At 66.1% G+C, this 20,788-nt stretch carries 19 protein-coding genes and 1 riboswitch; of the genes, 14 read left to right on the forward strand and 5 right to left on the reverse strand.

From position 1 onward, the window contains the following. Positions 1-279 precede the first annotated feature (279 nt). Together ACHMWQ_RS06925 and ppk2 are read right to left on the reverse strand one after the other, a co-directional pair. The gene (locus tag ACHMWQ_RS06925; protein WP_396306871.1) at positions 280-2,031 is read right to left on the reverse strand and encodes a hypothetical protein; all 1,752 of its coding nucleotides are present in this window, start codon (positions 2,029-2,031) and stop codon (positions 280-282) included. Positions 2,032-2,147: 116 nt separating this feature from the next. After that, complete coding sequence (gene ppk2, locus ACHMWQ_RS06930) at positions 2,148-3,035, reverse strand: polyphosphate kinase 2 (RefSeq protein ID WP_396309408.1); 888 nt, start codon at positions 3,033-3,035, stop codon at positions 2,148-2,150. Positions 3,036-3,382: 347 nt separating this feature from the next. Between ppk2 and ACHMWQ_RS06935 the strand changes: the two genes are divergently transcribed. The 7 genes from ACHMWQ_RS06935 to phoB all read left to right on the forward strand — a co-directional run bounded on the left by ACHMWQ_RS06935 (position 3,383) and on the right by phoB (position 10,156). After that, positions 3,383-4,729: an ATP-binding protein gene (locus ACHMWQ_RS06935; RefSeq protein WP_396306872.1), complete on the forward strand. Its 1,347-nt coding sequence runs from the start codon at positions 3,383-3,385 to the stop codon at positions 4,727-4,729. Between the two features lie 131 nt (positions 4,730-4,860). After that, positions 4,861-5,910, forward strand: a complete 1,050-nt coding sequence (pstS, locus tag ACHMWQ_RS06940) for a phosphate ABC transporter substrate-binding protein PstS (protein WP_354551842.1) — start codon at positions 4,861-4,863, stop codon at positions 5,908-5,910. A gap of 84 nt (positions 5,911-5,994) precedes the next feature. Beyond that, positions 5,995-6,987, forward strand: coding sequence for a phosphate ABC transporter permease subunit PstC (gene pstC / locus ACHMWQ_RS06945; protein ID WP_396306873.1), 993 nt, complete (start codon positions 5,995-5,997; stop codon positions 6,985-6,987). A gap of 11 nt (positions 6,988-6,998) precedes the next feature. Then, complete coding sequence (pstA, locus tag ACHMWQ_RS06950; RefSeq protein ID WP_266330719.1) at positions 6,999-7,901, forward strand: phosphate ABC transporter permease PstA; 903 nt, start codon at positions 6,999-7,001, stop codon at positions 7,899-7,901. Then, a complete protein-coding gene (pstB, locus tag ACHMWQ_RS06955; protein WP_354551843.1) occupies positions 7,898-8,683 on the forward strand; it encodes a phosphate ABC transporter ATP-binding protein PstB in 786 nt (261 codons plus the stop codon). The genes pstA and pstB overlap by 4 nt, the downstream gene beginning before the upstream one ends. 25 nt (positions 8,684-8,708) lie before the next feature. Continuing rightward, positions 8,709-9,425: a phosphate signaling complex protein PhoU gene (gene phoU / locus ACHMWQ_RS06960; RefSeq protein ID WP_354551845.1), complete on the forward strand. Its 717-nt coding sequence runs from the start codon at positions 8,709-8,711 to the stop codon at positions 9,423-9,425. Between the two features lie 32 nt (positions 9,426-9,457). Then, positions 9,458-10,156 carry a phosphate regulon transcriptional regulator PhoB gene (gene phoB / locus ACHMWQ_RS06965; protein WP_266330722.1) on the forward strand — a complete coding sequence of 233 codons (699 nt, stop codon included), beginning with the start codon at positions 9,458-9,460 and terminating at the stop codon, positions 10,154-10,156. Positions 10,157-10,366: 210 nt separating this feature from the next. On the opposite strand, the gene ACHMWQ_RS06970 is transcribed toward phoB, so the two are convergent. Then, complete coding sequence (locus ACHMWQ_RS06970; protein ID WP_396306874.1) at positions 10,367-10,900, reverse strand: GcrA family cell cycle regulator; 534 nt, start codon at positions 10,898-10,900, stop codon at positions 10,367-10,369. Positions 10,901-11,308: 408 nt separating this feature from the next. Between ACHMWQ_RS06970 and ACHMWQ_RS06975 the strand changes: the two genes are divergently transcribed. From ACHMWQ_RS06975 to ACHMWQ_RS06985, 3 genes are all read left to right on the forward strand, one after another. Beyond that, positions 11,309-12,541 (forward strand): aspartate aminotransferase family protein, encoded by a 1,233-nt coding sequence (locus ACHMWQ_RS06975; RefSeq protein WP_354551847.1) that lies wholly within the window; start codon positions 11,309-11,311, stop codon positions 12,539-12,541. A gap of 74 nt (positions 12,542-12,615) precedes the next feature. Continuing rightward, positions 12,616-13,482 (forward strand): ornithine carbamoyltransferase, encoded by an 867-nt coding sequence (gene argF / locus ACHMWQ_RS06980; RefSeq protein ID WP_396309409.1) that lies wholly within the window; start codon positions 12,616-12,618, stop codon positions 13,480-13,482. Next, entirely contained in the window at positions 13,482-14,465 is a 984-nt protein-coding gene (locus ACHMWQ_RS06985) for an Hsp33 family molecular chaperone (RefSeq protein WP_396306875.1), read from the forward strand. The genes argF and ACHMWQ_RS06985 overlap by 1 nt, the downstream gene beginning before the upstream one ends. A 103-nt stretch (positions 14,466-14,568) precedes the next feature. Here the strand turns inward: ACHMWQ_RS06985 and ACHMWQ_RS06990 are convergent, their stop codons facing one another. Both ACHMWQ_RS06990 and apaG read right to left on the reverse strand, forming a co-directional pair. Beyond that, complete coding sequence (locus ACHMWQ_RS06990; RefSeq protein WP_396306257.1) at positions 14,569-15,576, reverse strand: IS30 family transposase; 1,008 nt, start codon at positions 15,574-15,576, stop codon at positions 14,569-14,571. Between the two features lie 561 nt (positions 15,577-16,137). Next, entirely contained in the window at positions 16,138-16,530 is a 393-nt protein-coding gene (gene apaG / locus ACHMWQ_RS06995; RefSeq protein WP_266330728.1) for a Co2+/Mg2+ efflux protein ApaG, read from the reverse strand. Positions 16,531-16,752: 222 nt separating this feature from the next. On the opposite strand from apaG, the gene mscL reads away from it, so the two are divergent. From mscL to ACHMWQ_RS07015, 4 genes are all read left to right on the forward strand, one after another. Then, positions 16,753-17,166 (forward strand): large conductance mechanosensitive channel protein MscL, encoded by a 414-nt coding sequence (mscL, locus tag ACHMWQ_RS07000; RefSeq protein WP_354551851.1) that lies wholly within the window; start codon positions 16,753-16,755, stop codon positions 17,164-17,166. A gap of 150 nt (positions 17,167-17,316) precedes the next feature. Further along, entirely contained in the window at positions 17,317-18,489 is a 1,173-nt protein-coding gene (locus ACHMWQ_RS07005; protein ID WP_396306876.1) for a pyridoxal phosphate-dependent aminotransferase, read from the forward strand. Positions 18,490-18,667: 178 nt separating this feature from the next. Then, positions 18,668-18,775: riboswitch (SAM-I-IV-variant riboswitch) on the forward strand. A gap of 39 nt (positions 18,776-18,814) precedes the next feature. After that, complete coding sequence (gene metA / locus ACHMWQ_RS07010) at positions 18,815-19,762, forward strand: homoserine O-succinyltransferase (protein WP_396306877.1); 948 nt, start codon at positions 18,815-18,817, stop codon at positions 19,760-19,762. A gap of 227 nt (positions 19,763-19,989) precedes the next feature. Beyond that, complete coding sequence (locus ACHMWQ_RS07015) at positions 19,990-20,748, forward strand: SDR family oxidoreductase (protein WP_396306878.1); 759 nt, start codon at positions 19,990-19,992, stop codon at positions 20,746-20,748. Positions 20,749-20,788 lie beyond the last annotated feature (40 nt).

Consider the following 20,788-nt stretch of genomic DNA (forward strand, 5'->3'; position numbering starts at 1 on the left):
GGATCCAGCGGAACGAAGGCCGCTTGGCGGTCATGATCATGGGCGCTCCCTGGACCCTCCTTCGAGGCCCGGCTTCGCCGGGCACCTCAGGATGATGGTCGAGGGTTTGATAGGGTTTCTGCCGCCGCAGAACGACCTAGCCCTAGGAACCGCGCTCTACCGGCCACCTCTCCCTCAGGGAGAGGTGAGCCGCCCTACAGACATTTGAACAATCTCCGCCATCATCCTGAGGTGCTTCGCGCAGCGAAGCCTCGAAGGAGGATCCAGCGGAACGGCTTCCTATTTCAGGACTTCGATCCGCACCGACTTGATGTCGGCGGCCGTGCCGTCGCCGGGGATGCCGGGTTCGATCAGAACCGCGTCCGTCTCGGGTCCGCCGCGTTCTTTCGGCACCGTCCAGGTCGCCGAGAGCGGGGCGTAGTCCTTGCCCAGCTCGCCGTCCTTCCACGGACTGAGGCTGCGGCCGTTCTGATAGGCGAAGCGGAGCGAGTGGGTCGGGCTGGTTGCGGCGGCGCGCGCCACGACGACGATGCGGATGGTGCGGCCGGCCAGGCGTTCATAGACGCCGCGTCCGACGGTAATCCGCGATCCCGTCGAATGGATCGAGGAGGAAACGCGCGCGAAGCCGCCCTGCGTGTCGCCCTCGAAGCGGACCGGATTGTCCGGCAGCGACTGGAACACGCTGGGATCGCGGCCGTCGAACAGGTTGAGCGTCTCGAGCGCCAGCGCGCCGGCCGGGATCTCCGCCACCGGCGCCGGCGTCGCAGGCGCCGCGGGGGTGGGGGCCTCTTCGGGGGGGGCGGCGGCGATGACGCCGGCAATATCGGTCGGCGGCGCGGACTGCGCCGGGGCAGGGGCCGAAGGCTCGGTCTGCGTGGCGGTCGCGGTCGGCGTCGGGCCGCGCGACAGCAGGAAGGCGGCGCCGCCAAGGCCCGCGACGAGCAGCAGGATGACGCCGGCGATGATGCCGATCATCCGGCCGCTGATCGCGCCGGCGAAATCGCGCAGCCTGTCGCCAAGGCCGCGGCGGGGCTCGTCTTCGTCGAGCGGGTCTTCGTCCTGCGCATCCGTGTCGAAGGGTTCTTCGTCGCGGTCCTCTTCGACCTCGTCTTCCAAAGCCGGGAGCGGCTGGGCGCGGGAGGCGGCGCGAACGTCGAAGCGCTCGCGGTGGCGGCGCAGGATGTCCTCGGCCGATTCCGGGCCGGAATCGTCGTCATCCGGGTCATCCTCGTCGGGCTCGTCGTCCGGTGCGTCGTCGTCGAGGGGCTCTTGCTCGTCCAGAAGCTCGGCCTCGTCGGAATCCGCGTCGTCTGCGGCCTCGTCGTCGGGAAGGTCTTCCGTCTCATCCGCTTCGGAAGGCCGGTCGTCCGGGGCGGGCTCGTCCTCGGCCGGCTTGTCCCAGGGGCGCGACGCTTCCTCATCCGCCGAGTCGGGCTCTTCTTCCGGGCGCCAGCCCTGCGTCACGCCGGGCGCGGCCGCGGGGGCTGCCTGGGTCGACTTGGAGAGAATGGCGCTGTCGCGTCGGCCGGCCGGCTTGTCGGAAACCGTGCCGTCGAGCGCGGCAAGGGCGGCGAACAGGGCGGCGTCGGCGCGCGGCGCGGTGCCCGCGCTGTTCTCGCCGTCGCTGCGGGTCGGCGTGGGCGAGCCGATCTGCGACAGCGGCTCGAAGCGCGCCAGCTTGCGCGCGGGTTCGCGCGGCGGCAGCGCCAGCGCGGTGGAAAAGGGCAGGGCTTCCGGCTTGGCCAGCACGCCCGGCTCGGGTGTGACCAGGCTGGACGGTTCGTCCTCGGCCTCGTCGCCCTCGGGCGCATCGCCGTCCGCGTTCCGGTGTTCGCTGAGGATCGACGCGACGACGCCGTCGAACTCGTCGATCTTGCTGTCGATCTCGCTCGGCGTCAGCGGCGGGTCATAGGACCACAGAAGCCGGATCATCGCTTCGCGCGCGCTGGTGAACATGCGCTCCCGACCGTCGTGGTCCGATGGGGCGAGGTGCGCGACGGAGCGGCGCAGGACCGTTTGGAGTTGGCTCATAACGCTCGGGAATGACCGGAAAAGGGTGAACGAACGGTTGATAGCACCGCCTGAAGGCGAAACTTCGGCAAGCGCGCGGCTCCTTCAGGGGCTGAATCCCGAAGGAGCCGCATGTTTCAACCCTTCTTCAGGAAGCGCGGACCGGCTCCGAGGATCAGCGGATCCGGCTCGCGCACCACGTTCTTGTCGCGGCCGGGATAGTCGATCTTGCTCAGCACGTAGCGGATGATGTTGAGGCGGGCGCGGCGCTTGTCGTTGGCGAGCGCGATGATCCAGGGCGACTTGTCGGTGTGGGTCGATTCCAGCATCGAGTCGCGGGCCTTGGAATAGTCCTTCCATTTGCCGAGCGCCGCATAGTCCATCGGCGACAGCTTCCAGATCTTCAGCGGGTTATGCCGGCGCTCGTGGAAGCGCTTCAGCTGCATCTCCTGGCCGATATCGAGCCAGAACTTGAACAGGATCGTGCCGGCATCGATCAGCCCGGCCTCGAGCAGCGGCGCCTGGCTGAGGAACACCTTGCGCTCGTCCGGCGTGCAAAAGCCCATCACCGTCTCGACGCCGGCGCGGTTGTACCAGGAGCGGTCGAAGGTGACGATCTCGCCGGCGGTCGGCAATTGCTCGATATAGCGCTGGAAATACCACTGGCCGCGCTCGGTATCGGAGGGCTTGGGCAGGGCGACGTCGCGTGCGTTGCGCGGATTGAGATACTGGCGCAGCGCGAAGATGGCGCCGCCCTTGCCGGCGGCGTCGCGGCCCTCGAACAGCATCACCACCTTGAGGCCCTTTTCGATGACGTGATGCTGCAGCTTGACCAGCTCGATCTGCAGCGCGGTCAGTTCCTCCTCGTATTTGTCGGATTTCATCGACTTGTCATAGGGATAGCCGCCCGAACGGAACGCTGCCTCCTCGACCCAGGCCGGCAGGACGGGATCGTCGAGGTCGAAGCTGCCGAGCTTGGTCTCGATCGGCGGGGAGTCGACGCTGGGCTCCAGCTGCTTGGGCAGCGGCGCGGCGGCCTTGCCCTCTTCCGGCTTGCCCTTGTCGCCATTCTTGCCGTTCTTCTTGGCGTCGCCGTTTTTGCCGTTGCCGTTCTTGCCTTCGTCGCTCTTGCCGGCGTCCTTGCCGGTCTTCGGCTCGTCGGACTTGCCCGCTTCCGCTTTCAGATTGTCGGATTTGGACTTCTTCTTGTCTGAATTCGCCATGTCGATCCCGATCTCTTACATAGGAGCCGTTTGGAGGACGACACTGCCATGCTGTCATCTGCTTGTCCTGTACGACATGCGATGATGAGCCGGCATAGTCATGGCGGATCTCCCGCTTGGGGAGCGCCATCTTGGGAAGCGGAAACGGAATGAGCGACAGGGACCGGATCGTCGAGGACGAGGCGCAGGAGGCCGCGAAGCGCGGGGCGATGGCCCGGCTGGTCGAGGCGCGGCCGTTTTTCCTGACGATGGCGGCGCTGCTCCTGTTTCTCGTGCTGATCGACCAGGTGAGCGCGGTCGCCGCCGGCCTGGTTCTGGCCGCCACGATCGGCTTCTTCGCGCTCTTCCTGCGCGGGCCGGACGAACTGCCGGTCCGGCTCAGCAGCCGCCCGCCGCCGTCGATCTGGCCCGAGACCGGCATCAAGCGCATGGCCGACGCGCTGCCCGATCCCTGCGTCATCCTCGATCGGCGCGGCGTCGTGCGCTATGCCAACAGCCGCGCCGAGGCGACCTTCCCGATCCGGCCGGGCGATCCCCTGACCTTCCGGCTGCGCAATCCCGATTTCGTCGGCGCCTTCGACCGCGTCGCCGCCGGCGGCGCGGCGGAGAAGGTGCAGTTTCTCGAGCGCGGCGCGACCGAGCGCTGGTATCTGGCCTGGTTCTCGGCGCTGGAGCCGGCCGGCGGCGCCAGCGACCGTTCCGGCTTCATCATCCTGATCTTCTCCGACCTGACGGAGCAGCGGGTGAGCGAGAAGATCCGCGTCGATTTCGTCGCCAATGCCAGCCATGAACTGCGCACGCCGCTCGCCTCGCTCTCCGGCTTCATCGAGACGATGCAGGGCCCGGCCAAGGACGACGCCGTGGCGCGCCAGCGCTTCCTCGGCATCATGCACGACCAGGCGACGCGCATGAGCCGGCTGATCGACGATCTCCTGTCGCTGTCGCGCATCGAGATGAAGGCGCATATGCGCCCCGAGGCGCCAGTCGACCTGACCGGTGTCATTCGCGGCGTGGTCGATGCGCTGGAGCCGCTGGCGCGCGATCTCGGCGTCACCATCGAGACGGAGCTGCCGGAGACGCCGCTGGTGGTGCCGGGCGACCGCGACGAGCTGGTGCAGGTCTTCCAGAACCTGATCGAGAATGGCTGCAAGTATGGAAAGCTCGGCCAGCGCGTGCAGGTGACGGCGACGCCGCCGCCCGGCGGACGCGGCGGGCCGGTGGTCACGGTGCGCGATTTCGGCGCCGGCATCCCGGCCGAGCACCTGCCGCGCCTCACCGAGCGATTCTACCGCGCCGACATCCAGGCGAGTCACGCCCAGCGCGGCACCGGCCTTGGCCTCGCCATCGTCAAGCACATCCTCAACCGCCACCGCGCCCGCCTGCTGATCGAGAGCCGCCCAGGCGAGGGGTCGAGCTTCACTGTCGCATTCAACGTCGCCTTCTCCGGGGCTTCATTGCCTGCTGAAGGGAAAAGTCGTGATGTTTCATATATTTAGACTGTCATAAAAGAGTGATGATACCGTCATAGAACCATTACCTGTGGTGACTAGGGTCCGCTCGCGTCCCGGTCGCAAGTCGTCGGGGCAAGCAACTCGCAAGTTCCGGAACCCCGTCAGGGAGACGTCAGGTGACATTCAAGAAATTCGCACTCGCGGCCGGCCTTTTCGCCGCCACCATCGGCTTCGGTTCGGCCCAGGCAGCGGACATTTCCGGCGCCGGCGCGACCTTCCCTTATCCGGTCTACGCCAAGTGGGCGGACACCTATAAGAAGGAAACCGGCGTCGGCATGAACTACCAGTCGATCGGTTCCGGCGGCGGTATCAAGCAGATCAAGGCCAAGACGGTGACCTTCGGCGCGTCCGATGCGCCGCTGAAGCCGGAAGAGCTGGCCAAGGCCGGCCTGGTCCAGTTCCCGACCGTCATCGGCGGCGTGGTTCCGATCATCAACGTCCCCGGCCTGAAGCCCGGTGAAGTGACCCTCGACGGCCAGACGCTGGCCGACATCTTCCAGGGCAAGATCACCAAGTGGAACGACGAGGCGATCAAGAAGCTCAACGCCAACGTCAACCTGCCGGACATGGCGATCGCCGTCGTGCGCCGCTCGGACGGTTCGGGCACCAGCTTCGTGTTCACGACCTACCTGTCGCAGTCCTCCAAGGCCTGGGCTGACGAAGTCGGCGCCGCTTCGGCCGTCGAATGGCCGGTCGGCCTCGGCGCCAAGGGCAATGAGGGCGTCGCCGCCAATGTCGGCCAGACCCAGGGTTCGATCGGCTACGTCGAGTATGCCTTCGCTGCCCAGAACGGCATGTCCTACACCAAGCTCGTCAATAAGGACGGCCAGATCGTGGCTCCGGAAGCGGCTAACTTCGCCGCCGCCGCCGCCAACGTCGATTGGGCCAATGCTCCGGGCTACTACGTCATCCTGACGAACGAGCCCGGCGCGACCTCCTGGCCGATCACCGCCGCGACCTTCATCCTGGTCCACGCCAAGCCCGACAACGCCGCCGACGTCGCCGAAGCCCTGAAGTTCTTCAGCTGGGCCTACGACAAGGGCGACGCTGCAGCCGAAGAGCTGCACTACATCCCGCTGCCCGACTCGGTCGTCGCCAACATCAAGGCGACCTGGGCCAAGGAAATCCTTGGCGCCGACGGCAAGCCGGTCTTCGCTGCCAACTAGGCTCGATCAGACGGAAAGAGGGGCGCGCTGCCCCTCTTTCTTCCTTCACAATATTGGCTCCCAATGCGGAACCGGGAAAACAACATGGTCGATGCTGCGATGACAGGCGCGATCAGCGCCGGCATGGATAGTGCCAAGCTGAAACGCATGAGACGGTTCAAGGCCGGGGATGCCACCTTCCGGGCGTTGACCCTGAGCGCCGCGCTGATGGTTCTGGTGCTGCTGGGCGGCGTCATCGTCTCGCTGGTGCACGGCTCGATCCCGGCGCTCTCGACCTTCGGCTTCGGCTTCATCACGAGCCAGTCCTGGAATCCCGTCACCGAGAAGTTCGGCGCGCTGGCGCCCATCTACGGTACGGTCATCACCTCCTTCATCGCGCTCCTGATCGCCGTTCCCGTCGGCATCGGCATCGCCATCTTCCTGACCGAGCTGTGCCCGCCCTGGCTGAAGCGTCCGATCGGCGTCGCCATCGAACTGCTCGCCGGCATTCCCTCGATCATCTACGGCATCTGGGGCCTGTTCGTTTTCGCCCCATTCTTCCAGACGACGATCCAGCCCTTCCTGATCGACATCTTCGCGCCGATCCCCGTGCTGAACAATCTCTTCGCCGGCCCGCCCTACGGCATCGGCATCCTGACCGCCGGCTTCATCCTGGCCATCATGGTGCTGCCCTTCATCACCTCGATCACCCGCGACGTGTTCGACACGGTGCCGCCGGTCCTGAAGGAAGCAACCTACGGCCTCGGCTGCACGACCTCGGAAGTCGTGACCAAGGTGGTGCTGCCCTATACCCGCGTCGGCGTCATCGGCGGCGTCATGCTGGGCCTTGGCCGCGCACTCGGCGAAACCATGGCCGTCACCTTCGTGATCGGCAACGCCCACAAGATCTCCGCCTCGATCCTGTCGCCCGGCACGACCATCTCGGCCTCGATCGCCAACGAATTCACGGAAGCCGTCGGCGATCTCTACACCTCGTCGCTGATCGCGCTCGGCCTGATCCTCTTCGTCATCACCTTCATCGTTCTCGCCGCGGCGCGTCTGCTGCTGATGCGCATGAACGTCAAAGCCGGCAATTGAGGCGCCCGATCATGGCAAGCAATCTCGGCACAATCGGCTCCGGCGGCCTTTCCGCCGCCTCGACGCCCGCCGCCCAGGCGATCTACCGCCGCCGCCGTCGCGGCAACAAGATCCTGCTGACGCTCTCCGTCGGCGCCACCATCTTCGGCCTGGCCTGGCTGGTGCTGATCCTCGGCGCGCTGCTCTATCAGGGCTTCAGCGGTCTCTCGCTGGCGGTCTTCACCGAAATGACGCCGCCGCCGGGCTCGGCCGGTGGTCTTCTGAACGCCATAATGGGCAGCCTGGTCATGACCTTCGGCGGCGTGATCATCGGCACGCCGATCGGCATCCTGGCCGGCACCTACATGTCGGAATACGGCCGCAACAACAAGCTGACGATGGTTGTGCGCTTCATCAACGACATCCTGCTGGCGGCGCCTTCGATCGTCATCGGCCTGTTCGTCTATGAGGTGGTCGTCGTCCGGATGGGGCACTTCTCGGCCTTCGCCGGCATGGCGGCGCTCGCCATCCTGGTCATTCCGGTCGTCGTCCGCACGACGGAGGACATGCTCAACCTGGTGCCGAACCAGCTTCGCGAGGCTGCCGCCTCGCTCGGCCTGCCGCGCTCGATCATGATCCGCCACGTCGCCTACAAGGCCGCGATGTCGGGCATCGTCACCGGCGTGCTGCTGGCGATCGCCCGCGTCAGCGGCGAGACCGCCCCGCTGCTCTTCACCGCGCTGAACAACCAGTTCTGGAGCACCAACCTGAACGCGCCGATGTCGTCGCTGCCGGTGACGATCTTCCAGTTCGCCCTGTCGCCCTATCCGGATTGGCAGAAGCTGGCCTGGACCGGTGCCCTGCTCATCACCTTTACCGTGCTGGCGCTCAACATCGTCGCTCGCGCCTTCCTCAGCCCCAAGGCTCAAAAATGACCCAGTCCGCGATGAACACGGCCGGCATGGCCGAGAAGATCTCGATCCGCAATCTGAAGTTCTTCTACGGCGACAACCTCGCGCTGAAGACCATCAACCTGCCGCTGTTCGAGAAGAAGGTCACCGCTTTCATCGGCCCGTCGGGTTGCGGCAAGTCGACCCTGCTGCGCGTGCTGAACCGGATGTACGACCTCTATCCGCGCCAGCGGGCCGAGGGCGAGGTGATCTTCGACGGCAAGAACGTGCTCGACCCCGACCAGGACCGCAACATGCTGCGCGCCCGCGTCGGCATGGTGTTCCAGAAGCCGACGCCATTCCCGATGTCGATCTACGACAACATCGCCTTCGGCATCCGCCTCTATGAAAACATCTCGCGCTCCGAGATGGACGGCCGGGTCGAGGCGGCGCTGACGCGCGGCGCGCTCTGGAACGAGGTCAAGGACAAGCTGCACACCAGCGGTCTCAGCCTCTCCGGCGGCCAGCAGCAGCGCCTCTGCATCGCCCGCACCATCGCGGTGCGGCCGGAAGTCGTGCTGTTCGACGAGCCCTGCTCGGCGCTCGATCCGATCTCGACCGCCAAGATCGAGGAACTGATCGACGAACTGACGACCGACTACACGATCGCCATCGTCACCCACAACATGCAGCAGGCCGCCCGCGTCTCGGACTACACGGCCTTCATGTATCTCGGCGAGCTGATCGAGTTCGACGAGACCACGAAGATCTTCACCGCCCCGAGCGACAAGCGCACGCAGGACTACATCACCGGTCGCTTCGGCTAAGCCGGGCCACGGGTAGGAGCACGACATGTCCGAACACATCGTTTCCAAGTACGACGAAGAACTGAACGACGTCGCCCGCCGCATCGCCGAGATGGGCGGCATGGCCGAGCGTCTCGTCGACGTCGCGGTCGGCGCGCTGATGCGCGTCGATGCCGCGACCGCCCGCACCGTCATCGCGGACGACAAGAAGCTCGACGTGCTGCAGCGCGAATGCGAAGAGCGCGCCATCATGATCATCGCCCGGCGCCAGCCCATGGCGATGGACCTGCGCGAAGTCATCGCCGCGCAGCGTATCGCCAGCGATCTCGAGCGCATCGGCGACCTAGCCAAGAACATCGCCAAGCGCGTCATTGCGCTGGACGGCCACATCCAGTCCAAGCGTTTCAACACCGGCGTCGAGCACATGGCGCAGCTGTCGCTGGCGCAGCTCAAGGACGTGCTGGATTCCTACGCGACCCGCGACGTCGACCAAGCCTACCAGGTCTGGAAGCGCGACGAAGAAATCGACGCCATGTACACGTCGCTCTTCCGCGAGCTGCTGACCTACATGATGGAAGATCCGCGCAACATCACCTTCTGCACGCATCTCCTGTTCTGCGCCAAGAACATCGAGCGCATCGGCGACCATGCGACCAATATCGCCGAGACGGTCTATTATGTCGTCACCGGCCAGGTCCTGGCCGAGGATCGTCCCAAGCAGGACGAATCCAGCACGACCGCCGTCGCGTATGAGAAGAACTGACGCCTGCGTCAGGTTTACTGGGATATCCGTGAATGACGCCACGCGTTATGATCGTTGAGGACGAGGAGGCGCTGAGCCTCCTCCTCCGCTACAACCTCGAAGCCGAGGGCTATGCCGTCGAGGTGGTGCCGCGCGGCGACGACGCCGAGATGCGCCTGCTCGAAACCGTACCCGACCTGCTGCTGCTCGACTGGATGCTGCCGGGCATTTCCGGCATCGAGCTGTGCCGCCGCCTGCGGGCGCGCGACGCCACCCGCACCCTGCCGGTGATCATGCTGACGGCGCGCGGCGAGGAACAGGAACGCATCCGGGGCCTTGCCACCGGCGCCGACGACTATGTCGTCAAGCCGTTCTCCGTGCCGGAACTGATGGCCCGCGTGCGCGCCATCCTGCGCCGCTCGAAGCCGGAGGTAATCGCCTCGTTGCTGCGCGCCGGCGACATCGAGCTCGACCGCGAGACGCATCGCGTCCGCCGCTCCGGCCGCGAGCTGCATCTCGGCCCGACCGAGTTCCGCCTGCTCGAATATCTGATGAAGAGCCCGGGCCGCGTGTTTTCCCGCGAGCAGCTGCTCGACGGCGTCTGGGGCCGCGACGTCTATGTCGACGAGCGCACGGTCGACGTGCATATCGGTCGGCTGCGCAAGGCGGTCAATCGCGGCCGCGTCAAGGACCCGATCCGCACGGTGCGCGGCTCCGGCTACTCCTTCGACGACCAGTTCGCGATGGCGTGAGGCGTTCCCTTGCCTCTCCCGGATGGGAGGGGCGGGGCAGTCTTCCAAAAATTCAGCCCAACCAAAAAGCCGCGTGGCCCTCCACGCGGCTTTTTGCATGCAACGAGCCAGGGCACAAAAAAAGGCCGTGCGCCCCGGGGGAGGCGGCACGGCCAGACTTGCATCGCAGGCCGACGGTGGGAGGACGCCGTCAGCCGCGGCGCGGCGCAATCAGGCGCCGACAGCCTTCTTCTGGCGACGATCATGCACGGGCTGATAGGCAACCCGCGAATGATATTCGCAATAGGGAATGCCGGAATTCGAGCGCTGGCCGCAGAAGTGGAAATCCTCGGTGCTGGGATCGCCGATCGGCCACTTGCAGGTCTGCTCGGTCAGGGTGAGGATCGTCGCGTGCAGGCTGATCGGAACGACGACGTCGTCCGAGCCAACCGCCCTGGGCATGCGCCGCGGCTCGGGTGCGATCTGGCTCATCGGCTTCAGGGCCGTGTTGCCGGCGACGAGTGGCCTGACGGGATTGGGGCGCCCTGTCGTGACCGAGCGTCCGTTGGTGGCAGCCGCGGGCTTGCGGGCGCGAGCGACCGGCGCCGTTGCCGGCTTGGCACGGCCGGAAAGGCTCAGCCGGTGTACCTTGCCGATGACCGCATTGCGCGTTACGCCGCCGAGTTCCGAAGCGATCTGGCTTGCGCTCAAGCCGTCGGTCCAGAGTTTTTTCAGCAACTCAACCCGTTCGTCCGTCCAAGTCATAGCGTGTCCTTGTCGGTCGGAGCGATACCCGGAATCCTGTCGCGGTCGTTCAGCCGGGATGCCGGACGACTGCGGACGCCATACAAGGGTCAGGGGGAGGTACCTGCTCGATATTTCGTGTCTTAACGAAAATTAAGATACTATATGGCGTGACTCGGTGACAAGAGTCGGAGGGATGGGTAGCGGCCGATCGGGCTGTTTTCCCCAACTTGCGACGGATTTCGGATCCATGAGTCCCGTCAATCGCTTAGCCGTCATGACCGCGCGCGAGCGGCGATTTCATTGACACAAATCGTCACGACCGTGATATAAGGGCAACGCATAAAGGTGCTGCCCGGCGCGTTGGCCTCGGGCGGCACCTTTGATTTTTAAGCACCCATTTCCGTGGTTTCATCCGAAGGAGGGGATATGAGCGCCCCCGATACCAGCGTTAAAAAGACCTCGTCCAGCCTCTATGACACCTTTTCGCGTGCGCCGCTCGAGTTCGAGCGAGGCGAGGGGGCCTGGGTCTTTACGCGAGAGGGCGACGCTTATCTCGATTTCTCCGCCGGCATCGCGGTGAACACGCTCGGCCATGCCAATCCGATCCTGGTGCAGGCGCTGACCGAACAGGCCGGCAAGCTCTGGCACACCTCGAACCTGTTCCGGATCCCGGGCCAGGAGAAGCTTGCCGACACGCTGGTCGCCAATACCTTCGCCGACCGGGTCTTCTTCGCCAATTCGGGCGCCGAGGCCAACGAGGCAGCCATCAAGACGGCGCGGCGCTATCATTACGTCAACGGCCAGCCCGACCGGTACCGCATCCTCACCATCGAGGGCGCGTTCCACGGCCGGACCCTGGCGACGCTCGCCGCCGGCGGGCAGCAGAAATATCTCGACGGCTTCGGCCCGAAGGCGGACGGCTTCGACCAGGTGCCGTTCGGCGACATGGCGGCGATCAAGGCCGCGGTGACGCCGGCGACCGCCGCCATCATGATCGAGCCGATCCAGGGCGAGGGCGGCGTGCGCGCCTTCCCGAACGCCTTCCTGCGCGAGCTCCGGGCGCTTTGCGACGCCGAGGGCATGCTGCTGATCATGGACGAGGTCCAGACCGGCATCGGCCGCACCGGCAAGCTGTTCGCCTATGAATGGACCGGCATCGCGCCCGACATCCTGACGGCGGCCAAGGGCATTGGCGGCGGCTTCCCGCTCGGCGCCTGCCTCGCCACCAACGAGGCGGCCAAGGGCATGACTCCCGGCACGCATGGCACCACCTTCGGCGGCAATCCGCTGGCGATGGCGGTGGGCAATGCCGTGCTCGACGTCGTGCTCGGCGATGGCTTCCTCGAGCATGTGCGCGAGACCGCGCGCTATCTGACCCAGCGCCTTGGCGGGCTGATGGACAGCCATCCCGGCGTCATCGACGACATTCGCGGCGAGGGCCTGCTGATCGGCCTCCACGCGCTGAAGCCGGTGCCCGAAGTGGTGGCGGCGCTGCGCGAGCAGAAGATGCTGGCCGCCGGCGCGGGCGACAATGTCCTGCGATTGCTGCCGCCGCTCAACATCGGCAAGGCAGAAGTCGACGCGGCGATCGACAAGCTCGACGCCGCCTTTTCCGCAATCGAAGCCGAGGCTGCGCAAGCGGCACGGCAATCCGCCTGAGCGGACAGGACAGACCTATGGTTCGGCATTTTCTCGACCTGACGGATTTCGATTCCGCCACTCTTAGACAGATCATGGAAGGCGCCAAGCGCATCAAGTCGGTGCGCAATGGCGCGCGTGATGGCGTCGGCCCGCTGGCCGGCAAGGTGCTGGCGCTGGTGTTCGAGCAGCCCTCGACCCGCACGCGCGTCTCCTTCGATGTCGGCATGCGCGAGCTCGGCGGCCAGACGCTGATGCTGACCGGCGCCGAGATGCAGCTTGGCCGCGGCGAGACCATCGCCGACACGGCGCGGGTCATGTCGCGCTATGTCGACGGCATCATGATCCGCATCCTCGACCACGACTCGCTGAAGGAATTGGCGGCCAACGCCACCGTCCCCGTGATCAACGGGCTGACGCGCCGCTCGCATCCCTGCCAGATCATGGCCGATATCCTCACCTATGAGGAGCATCGCGGCCCGATCACCGGCAAGACCGTGTCGTGGCTGGGCGACAGCAACAATGTCATGGCGTCGTGGGTCCACGCCGCCGCGCGCTTCAACTTCCGCCTCAAGATCGCGACGCCGGAGGAGCTTGCGCCTTCGCACAAGCTGCTCGACTGGGCGCGCACCAATGGCGGCGAGGTGATCGCCGGCGAGGACGCGGACGACGCGGCAGCCGATTCCGACTGCATCGTCACCGACACCTGGGTGTCGATGGGCGACAGCGAGGCGGAGCGCCGGCACAATCTGCTGAAGCCCTACCAGGTGAACGCCCGCCTGATGTCGCGCGCCAAGAAGGATGCGCTGTTCATGCATTGCCTGCCTGCCCATCGCGGCGAGGAGGTGACGGCCGAAGTCATGGACGGCCCGCAATCGGTCGTCTTCGACGAGGCTGAAAACCGGCTGCACGCACAGAAGGGCATTCTTGCCTGGTGCCTGGGCGGCCCGGAGGCACTTTGATGGAAGAAATCCCGTTCGGCCCCGGATCGATCGATCCGGCGGGTGATGACGCCGTGCTGCCTTTCGAGGTCAACGGTCTCGACGTGCGCGGCCGCGCCATCCAGATGGGGCCGGCACTGTCGGCCCTGCTGGCGCGCCACGATTATCCGCTGCCGGTGTCGAAGCTGCTTGGCGAAGCCGTCGTGCTCGCCGTGCTGCTCGGCTCGTCGCTGAAGTTCGAGGGCCAGTTCCTGCTGCAGACGCAGACGGACGGCCCGGTCGACATGCTGGTCGTCGATTATCGCACTTCGGGCGATATCCGCGCCTATGCCCGCTTCAACAAGGAGCGGGTGGCCGAGATGGACGTTGACGGCCTGTCCAAGCCCGAGCTTCTGCTCGGCAAGGGCATCCTGGCGATGACCATCGACCAGGGCGAGTTCACCAGCCGCTACCAGGGCATCGTCCAGCTCGACGGCGTCAGCCTCGAGGAAGTGGCGCATCTCTACTTCTCGCAGTCGGAACAGATCCCGACCCTCGTCCGCCTGGCGGTGGCCGAGATGATGACGCGCGAGGATGGCGGCGCCGCGCATAGCTGGCGCGCCGGCGGCCTGCTGGTGCAGTACCTGCCGGAAGCCTCGATCGGCGTCCAGCGCGACCTGCCGGGTGGCGACGCGCCGGAAGGCATGGAGCACCAGGCCGAGGAAGAGGATGCCTGGGCGGAGGCGACCTCGCTGGTCTCGACCGTCGAGGATCACGAGCTGATCGATCCAGACGTCCCGGCCGAACGGCTGCTTTATCGCCTGTTCCACGAGCGCGGCGTGCGCGTCTATGACTCGATGGCTGTCCGCGAGCAGTGCTCCTGCTCGCGCGACCGCATCCAGGGCGTGCTCGGCAGCTTCTCGGCCGAGGAAATCACGTCGAGCATCGAGGACGGCGAGATCTCGGTGACCTGCGAGTTCTGCGGCCAGAAATACAGTTTTGATCCGCAGGAATTCCTCGGCTGAGGTGTCTTTGCGACGTTGAGGGCAGGGGTTAGGCAAGCGCCGCGCCCCGGCCTTCTCCCGCGGGGAAGGCGGCCGCCACCCGCCCGCAGCCACCCGCCCGGCGTCATCCCGGCGAAGGCCGGGAGGTGGATTCACATTTGAAGTGCAACACTTGTTGTGAGAAGGCCTCGGCCGGGGTTTGGAAGCCGAGGCATTTGCGCGGCGTGTTGTTGTAGGCGGCCATCATGCCGATCAGCGTACGGCTGTCGAGAGTGGCGAGATCGGTCTTGCGCGGCAGGAAGCGGCGCATGCGGCCGATGGCGTTCTCGATGCCGCCCTTCTGCCACGGCGCGTGCGGATCACAGAAATAGGTGTCGATGCCGATGGCGCCGAGTTCATAGTGGCGGGCGAACTCGGTGCCATTGTCGAAGGTGACGGTCTTGCGGCAGGCCGGCGGCAGGGTCTGCAAGGCCGCGGTCAGCGCACCGGCGACCGGCTCGGCCCGCTTCGAGGGCAGCGGGCTGCCGATCAGCACCCGGCTCATGCGGTCGTGCAGAAACAAGAGGTTCTGGCCATAGCGAGCAAAGGCCATCAGGTCGGCCTCCCAATGGCCGGGCGTCTGGCGGTCCAGCACGTCGCGAGGCCGCTCGGCCAGCGGCACCCGATGGCGCATATGCAGGGCCGGACTGCCGCCCTTGCGGGCGCGCCAGCCGCGCCGCGACTTGGCCCGGGGCAGGTAGTTGCGCCAGGTGAAGTCGTTGTGCTGGCGGATCTGGGCATAGATGAAGCGATAGATGCTCTCATGGCTGAGGCGCATCGGGCCGTCGCGCCGGAGCCGGCCGGCGATCTGCTCGGGCGACCAGCCGGTCTTCAACTGGCCGAGCACCCGCTCGCGCAGGGCGGCATCGCGATCGAGCCGGCTACCGTTCCAGCGCCGCGCCTGCGTCTGGGCGTCGGCATAGAGCGGCTGATAGCCCACCTGGCTGCCGGTGTTGCGCTTCAGTTCCCTGGCAATGGACGATGGCGCGCGACCCAAAGCTGCAGCGATCTTCCGGATCGAGGCGCCTTCGTCTGATAGACGGGCAATCTCGATCCGCTCCTCAAGCCCGAGCTGGCTGTACTCTCGTCCCATCGCAACACCTTAAGCTGGTGTTGCACTTCGTTTGTGAACTTAGGGGATCCAGACACACCGGCGCCTGGCCTTAGGGCTGCGCCCCATTCTCAAGACTGAGCGTATGGGCCCCGGCCTTCGCCGGGGCGACGAGCCCGCGGCCACGCTCGGCGTCATCCTCGCGCAGGCGAGGATCCATTCAGCCGATGGCTTGGGCGTTTCCAAGGACTGCCCGGACGGCTTGAACCGTCGACCCCCCGAAAAAACCTGCTGCATGGGTCCTCGCCTGCGCGAGGACGACGGCGGAGGTGGGGGTGCCATTCACCTCTCCCTGAGGTGACTCTCGCGGAACCTGGAAAGCGGTTGCGCCAATCTCGATCCCGACATCCTGAGGAGGCTTGCGCGAGCAAGCCGTCTCGAAGGACGCACTGCCTAAGGGCAAATCTTCATGCTGCCACGCCCTGCGTGCTTCGAGACGGCCCTGCGGGCCTCCTCAGCATGTCGAGGATCGTGTTGTGCGAAGGTGTCCGCGGGGAGAGGTGAGCGGCAGCGTATTCGAGAAAGCGTGTGCCGGCCCAGATCCTAATGCAACACTCGGGGCGCGTTGGGGACGTCGAGCGAGAAGGCCGGGATCTCGACGGAAAACATCTCGCCGCTCTCGGTCTGCATCTGGTAGGTGCCGGCCATGATGCCCGACGGCGTCGAGAGCGGGCAGCCGCTGGTATATTCAAAGCTCTCGCCGGGCTTCAGCGACGGCTCCTTGCCGACGACGCCGACGCCGCGCACTTCTTCCGTGCGGCCCTTGCCATCGGTGATCCGCCAGAAGCGCGAACGCAGCTGGACGTTCTCAAGCCCGAGATTGACGATCTCGATCGTGTAGGCCCAGACGTAGCGGTTCTCGCCCGGCGAGGAATCGTCCTCGACGAAGCTGGGCCGCACGGTCACCTGGATCGATCGCGTGACGGTTCGATACATCGGCGCTCTTTTCGAAAATGATCCGTGGCTCATAACGCCAAGGGAGGCAGGGCGTCAATTGCGCGCTGCGCCGCATCGCGCGCGTTCGCCGTTGCGCAGTGCAGCCTGGCAACACCGCGCGACAGTTGCTGCCGGCACGTTTCGCCTGCAAATCCGCTGCGCTATAGTCGCGCGGGTTGTGAAGACAGGTTCGCATCGAGCCGGGCGAAAAGGGAACATTGAATGCTGAAGGAATTCCGAGAGTTTGCCCTCAAGGGCAACGTGGTCGACTTGGCCATCGGTATCATCATCGGCGCCGCCTTCAGCGGCCTGGTCAATTCGATCGTCAATGACATCATCATGCCGATCGTCGGCGTGATCACGGGCGGCATCGACTTCACCAACAAGTATATCCAGTTGGCCGGCGACCCGCAGCCGACGCTCGACGCCGCGCGCAAGGCCGGCGCGACAATCGCCTACGGCAACTTCCTGACGCTGCTGATCAATTTCATCATTGTCGCCTGGATCCTGTTCCTGATCGTCAAGGGCATGAACCGCATGAAGCGCGAGAAGGCCGCCGCGGCGGCAGCCCCGGTTGCGACGCCGGAAGACGTGGCCCTGCTGCGCGAGATCCGCGACCTGCTCGCCAAGAAGTAATCCGGCCGGCCTTGCGGCCACGCCCGCGCGCAGTGAAACGGCGGCTTCCTGGCCGCCGTTTTGTCTTGGTTGGCCGTTAAAATCCGCTACATCATCCCCAATGGCGTCGCCCGCCCGTGGATTTGGCGCCTGCAGACATTGGAAACGTGCGTGTCCGTCCATCCCGCATTGAATACGCTGCGCCCCGAAGCGAGCCAGGCTCCCGAAAGCGGCATCGTCGAGGTCTTCAATTATGGCCGAGACCGCCAGGGGCTGATCCCGCTCTGGGTCGGCGAGGGCGACCTCCCGACGCCGGGCTTCATCAGCGAGGCGGCCCAGGCGGGGCTGACGGCGGGCGAGACCTTCTACACCCACCAGCGCGGCATTCCCGAGCTCCGGCAGGCGCTGGCGGGCTATCACGCGCGCCTCTATGGCCGGCCGTTCGACCCCGAGCGCTTCTTCGTCACCTCGGGCGGCATGCCGGCGATCCAGATCGCGCTGCGCATGGTGGCCGGCCATGGCGACGAGGTGGTCGTGCCGACCCCGGCCTGGCCGAATTTCGCCGCCGCCGCGGAAGTCGGCGCCGCCAAGGTGGTCGAGGTGCCGCTCACCTATGGCAATGCCGGCTGGACGCTCGACCTGGACCGTTATTTCGAGGCGGTGACGCCGCGCACCAAGGCGCTGTTCCTGAATTCGCCCTGCAACCCGACCGGCTGGACGGCGACGCGCGACGAGCTTCAGGCCATTCTCGACTTTGCCCGCGCCAGGGGCCTCTGGATCATCTCCGACGAGGTCTATACGCGCTTCTTCTACGAAGGCGAGCGTTCGCCCTCCTTCTATGACATCGCCGAGCCGGACGATCGCATCCTCTACGTCAACACCATGTCGAAGAACTGGGCGATGACCGGCTGGCGCGTCGGCTGGCTGTCGGCGCCGCCGGCCTTCGGCCAGGTGATCGAGAATCTCGTGCAGTATTCGAGCTCGGGCACGCCAAAGTTCCTGCAGCGCGGCGCGGTTGCGGCGCTGGAGCAGGGCGACGCCTTCATCGACTTCCAGCGCCAGCGCGCCGTGGAAGCGCGCGAGATTGTCTGTTCCGGGCTGGAGAAGACGGGGCGCATCCGCCTCGTGCGCCCGGCCGGCGCGTTCTATGCCTTCTTCTCCGTCGACGGCGAGCCCGACACGCGCAAGCTGGCGCTGCGGCTGGTCGACGAGGCGAATGTCGGCCTCGCGCCGGGCGATGCGTTCGGCGCGGGCGGCGCGGGCTTCATGCGCCTCTGCTACCTGCGCAACCTCGACCAGATCCGTGAAGCCACCCGCCGTCTGGCCGAGTGGCTGGCGAAGTAGCAAGACCCTCACCCAACCCTCTCCCGCAAGCGGGCGAGGGCTTTTCTGCCGGTGCCATGTCGATCTCGCACCAGACGCGGCGCGCCCCCTCTCCCGCAAGCGGGAGAGGGCTGGGGTGAGGGTCTGGCCCGCCGCCGCAGATTCTATTGCCAAGTGGCCTTGGCTCGGCTAAATCAGGCGCATACATCAAGAGTTGGGCCGACGCCCGACGCCAACCTGCCTATCCGGGCAAGGTGGCACTCCTGCAAGGGAGGATGTGGCCGATCCGGCAAGAATACGGACCCAGTCACACAGCGTCGGCTCTTCCAGTACAGGACGATGCCCGATGCCGATCAAGATCCCCGACGACCTGCCAGCCCGCCGCAAGCTTGAAGCCGAAGGCGTCATGGTCATGCGCGCGGCGGATGCGGTACGCCAGGATATCCGTCCGCTGCGGATCGGCCTGCTCAACCTGATGCCCAACAAGATCTCGACCGAGACGCAGATCGCCCGCCTCCTCGGCGCGACGCCGCTGCAGATCGAGCTTTCGCTGGTGCAGATCACCGACCACGCGCCGCGCAACACGCCGGCCGAGCACATGCTCTCCTTCTACCGCCCCTGGGAGGAGGTGAAGCATGAGCGCTTCGACGGCTTCATCGTCACCGGCGCGCCGGTCGAGCGGATGCCGTTCGAGGACGTGACCTATTGGGACGAGCTGCGCCGCATCTTCGACTGGACGCAGACGCATGTGCACCGCTCGCTCAACATCTGCTGGGCGGCGCAGGCGGCCGTGCACCATTTCCACGGCATGCAGAAATACGACCTGCCGGGCAAGGCATTCGGCATCTTCCGCCACCAGATCCCGGCCCCCGCCGCGACATCGCCCTATCTGCGCGGGCTCGCCGACGAGTTCGCCGTGCCGGTGTCGCGCTGGTCGGAAGTGCGCAAGAGCGAGATCCCGGCGGATAGCGGCGTGGTCGTGCTGGCCGAAAGCGAGGAGACGGGCCTCTGCCTGCTCGACGACACGCGCCACCGCGCGCTGCACATGTTCAACCATCTCGAATATGACACGCACTCGCTGGGCGACGAGTATTTCCGCGATATCAACGCCAAGATCGATGTCGCCCTGCCGGTCGATTATTTCCAGAAGAACGACCCTACCCGGCCGCCGGTCAACAGCTGGCGCGGCAATGCGCATCTGCTGTTCGGCAACTGGATCAACGAGATCTACCAGACGGTGCCGTTCGACATCGCGAAGATCGGTGAGCCCGAGGCGGCGGAGGTCGCTGCGTAGCCGCGAGATCGGGCACGACCCTCGGCCCAGGCTTCTCCCGCACCCGGGGGAAGGTCGTTCAACCGTGCTCGTTGCGGCATCGCCGCTCGATGACGGGCGGTGGGCGCCTTGGAGCGGATCCCGCTAATTCAAGCGCAGGAAACGGATCGCGCGACGCGACCCGGCCATGACACCGTGTCGCTGGAAACCGCCCGAAGGGCGGGAAACCAGGACAGGAAAAGGACGTCATGGAGCTGGAAAACAAGTCGATTCTGATCACCGGCGCGAGCAGCGGCATCGGCAGGGCTGCAGCGCTGCTGTTCGCGGCCGAGGGCGCCGACGTGGTGCTCGGCGCGCGACGGTCGGCAGAACTCGAAACCCTTGCGGAGACGATCAACCAGGGCATCGGCAGGGCCGTATACTTGGCCGGCGACGTCCGGGACGAGCGCTATGCCACGGCTCTGGTCGACCTCGCCACCACGGCGTTCGGCGGGCTGGACGCCGCGTTCAACAATGCCGGCATCGTCGGGGACTTGGCCCCGGTTGCCGACATGGGGCTCGGGAGCTGGAACGACGTCATCTCGGTCAATCTGACGGCAGCGTTCCTGGCGGCCAAGGCGCAGATCCCGGCCATGAGGGCGCGGGGCGGCGGCTCTATCGTGTTCACGTCATCCTTCGTCGGCTTCAGCAATGGCGGCCTGCCGGGGATGGGGGCCTATGCCGCCTCCAAGGCAGGACTGATCGGCTTGGCGCAGTCGCTCGCGTCGGACCATGCGGCGGAACGCATTCGCGTCAACGCGCTACTGCCCGGCGGGACGGTCACGCCCGCTGGTGGCGAAGACAATCCGGACTTCATGGAGTACATCGCGACGCTGCATCCGATGAAGCGGATGGCGAGCGCGAAGGAGATCGCCCAGGCGGCGCTGTTCCTGCTCTCCGATCGGTCGAGTTTCATGACGGGAAGCCCGATGATCGCGGATGGCGGCATGTCCGTCCGGTTGATCTGACCCTCCGGTCCGGGCAAGGAGCCGTCGGCTGCGACCCACG

This window comes from Kaistia sp. UC242_56, assembly GCF_044452255.1.
Taxonomy (GTDB): Bacteria; Pseudomonadota; Alphaproteobacteria; order Rhizobiales; family Kaistiaceae; genus Kaistia; species Kaistia defluvii_A.

Coding starts and splice junctions, on each gene's coding strand:
- ACHMWQ_RS06925 (WP_396306871.1), bottom strand. CDS start 2,031: ATGAGCCAACTCCAAACGGTCCTGCGCCGCTCCGTCGCGCACCTCGCC.
- ACHMWQ_RS06935 (WP_396306872.1), top strand. CDS start 3,383: ATGAGCGACAGGGACCGGATCGTCGAGGACGAGGCGCAGGAGGCCGCG.
- pstC (WP_396306873.1), top strand. CDS start 5,995: ATGGTCGATGCTGCGATGACAGGCGCGATCAGCGCCGGCATGGATAGT.
- pstA (WP_266330719.1), top strand. CDS start 6,999: ATGGCAAGCAATCTCGGCACAATCGGCTCCGGCGGCCTTTCCGCCGCC.
- pstB (WP_354551843.1), top strand. CDS start 7,898: ATGACCCAGTCCGCGATGAACACGGCCGGCATGGCCGAGAAGATCTCG.
- phoU (WP_354551845.1), top strand. CDS start 8,709: ATGTCCGAACACATCGTTTCCAAGTACGACGAAGAACTGAACGACGTC.
- phoB (WP_266330722.1), top strand. CDS start 9,458: ATGACGCCACGCGTTATGATCGTTGAGGACGAGGAGGCGCTGAGCCTC.
- ACHMWQ_RS06970 (WP_396306874.1), bottom strand. CDS start 10,900: ATGACTTGGACGGACGAACGGGTTGAGTTGCTGAAAAAACTCTGGACC.
- ACHMWQ_RS06975 (WP_354551847.1), top strand. CDS start 11,309: ATGAGCGCCCCCGATACCAGCGTTAAAAAGACCTCGTCCAGCCTCTAT.
- argF (WP_396309409.1), top strand. CDS start 12,616: ATGGAAGGCGCCAAGCGCATCAAGTCGGTGCGCAATGGCGCGCGTGAT.
- ACHMWQ_RS06985 (WP_396306875.1), top strand. CDS start 13,482: ATGGAAGAAATCCCGTTCGGCCCCGGATCGATCGATCCGGCGGGTGAT.
- ACHMWQ_RS06990 (WP_396306257.1), bottom strand. CDS start 15,576: ATGGGACGAGAGTACAGCCAGCTCGGGCTTGAGGAGCGGATCGAGATT.
- apaG (WP_266330728.1), bottom strand. CDS start 16,530: ATGTATCGAACCGTCACGCGATCGATCCAGGTGACCGTGCGGCCCAGC.
- mscL (WP_354551851.1), top strand. CDS start 16,753: ATGCTGAAGGAATTCCGAGAGTTTGCCCTCAAGGGCAACGTGGTCGAC.
- metA (WP_396306877.1), top strand. CDS start 18,815: ATGCCGATCAAGATCCCCGACGACCTGCCAGCCCGCCGCAAGCTTGAA.
- ACHMWQ_RS07015 (WP_396306878.1), top strand. CDS start 19,990: ATGGAGCTGGAAAACAAGTCGATTCTGATCACCGGCGCGAGCAGCGGC.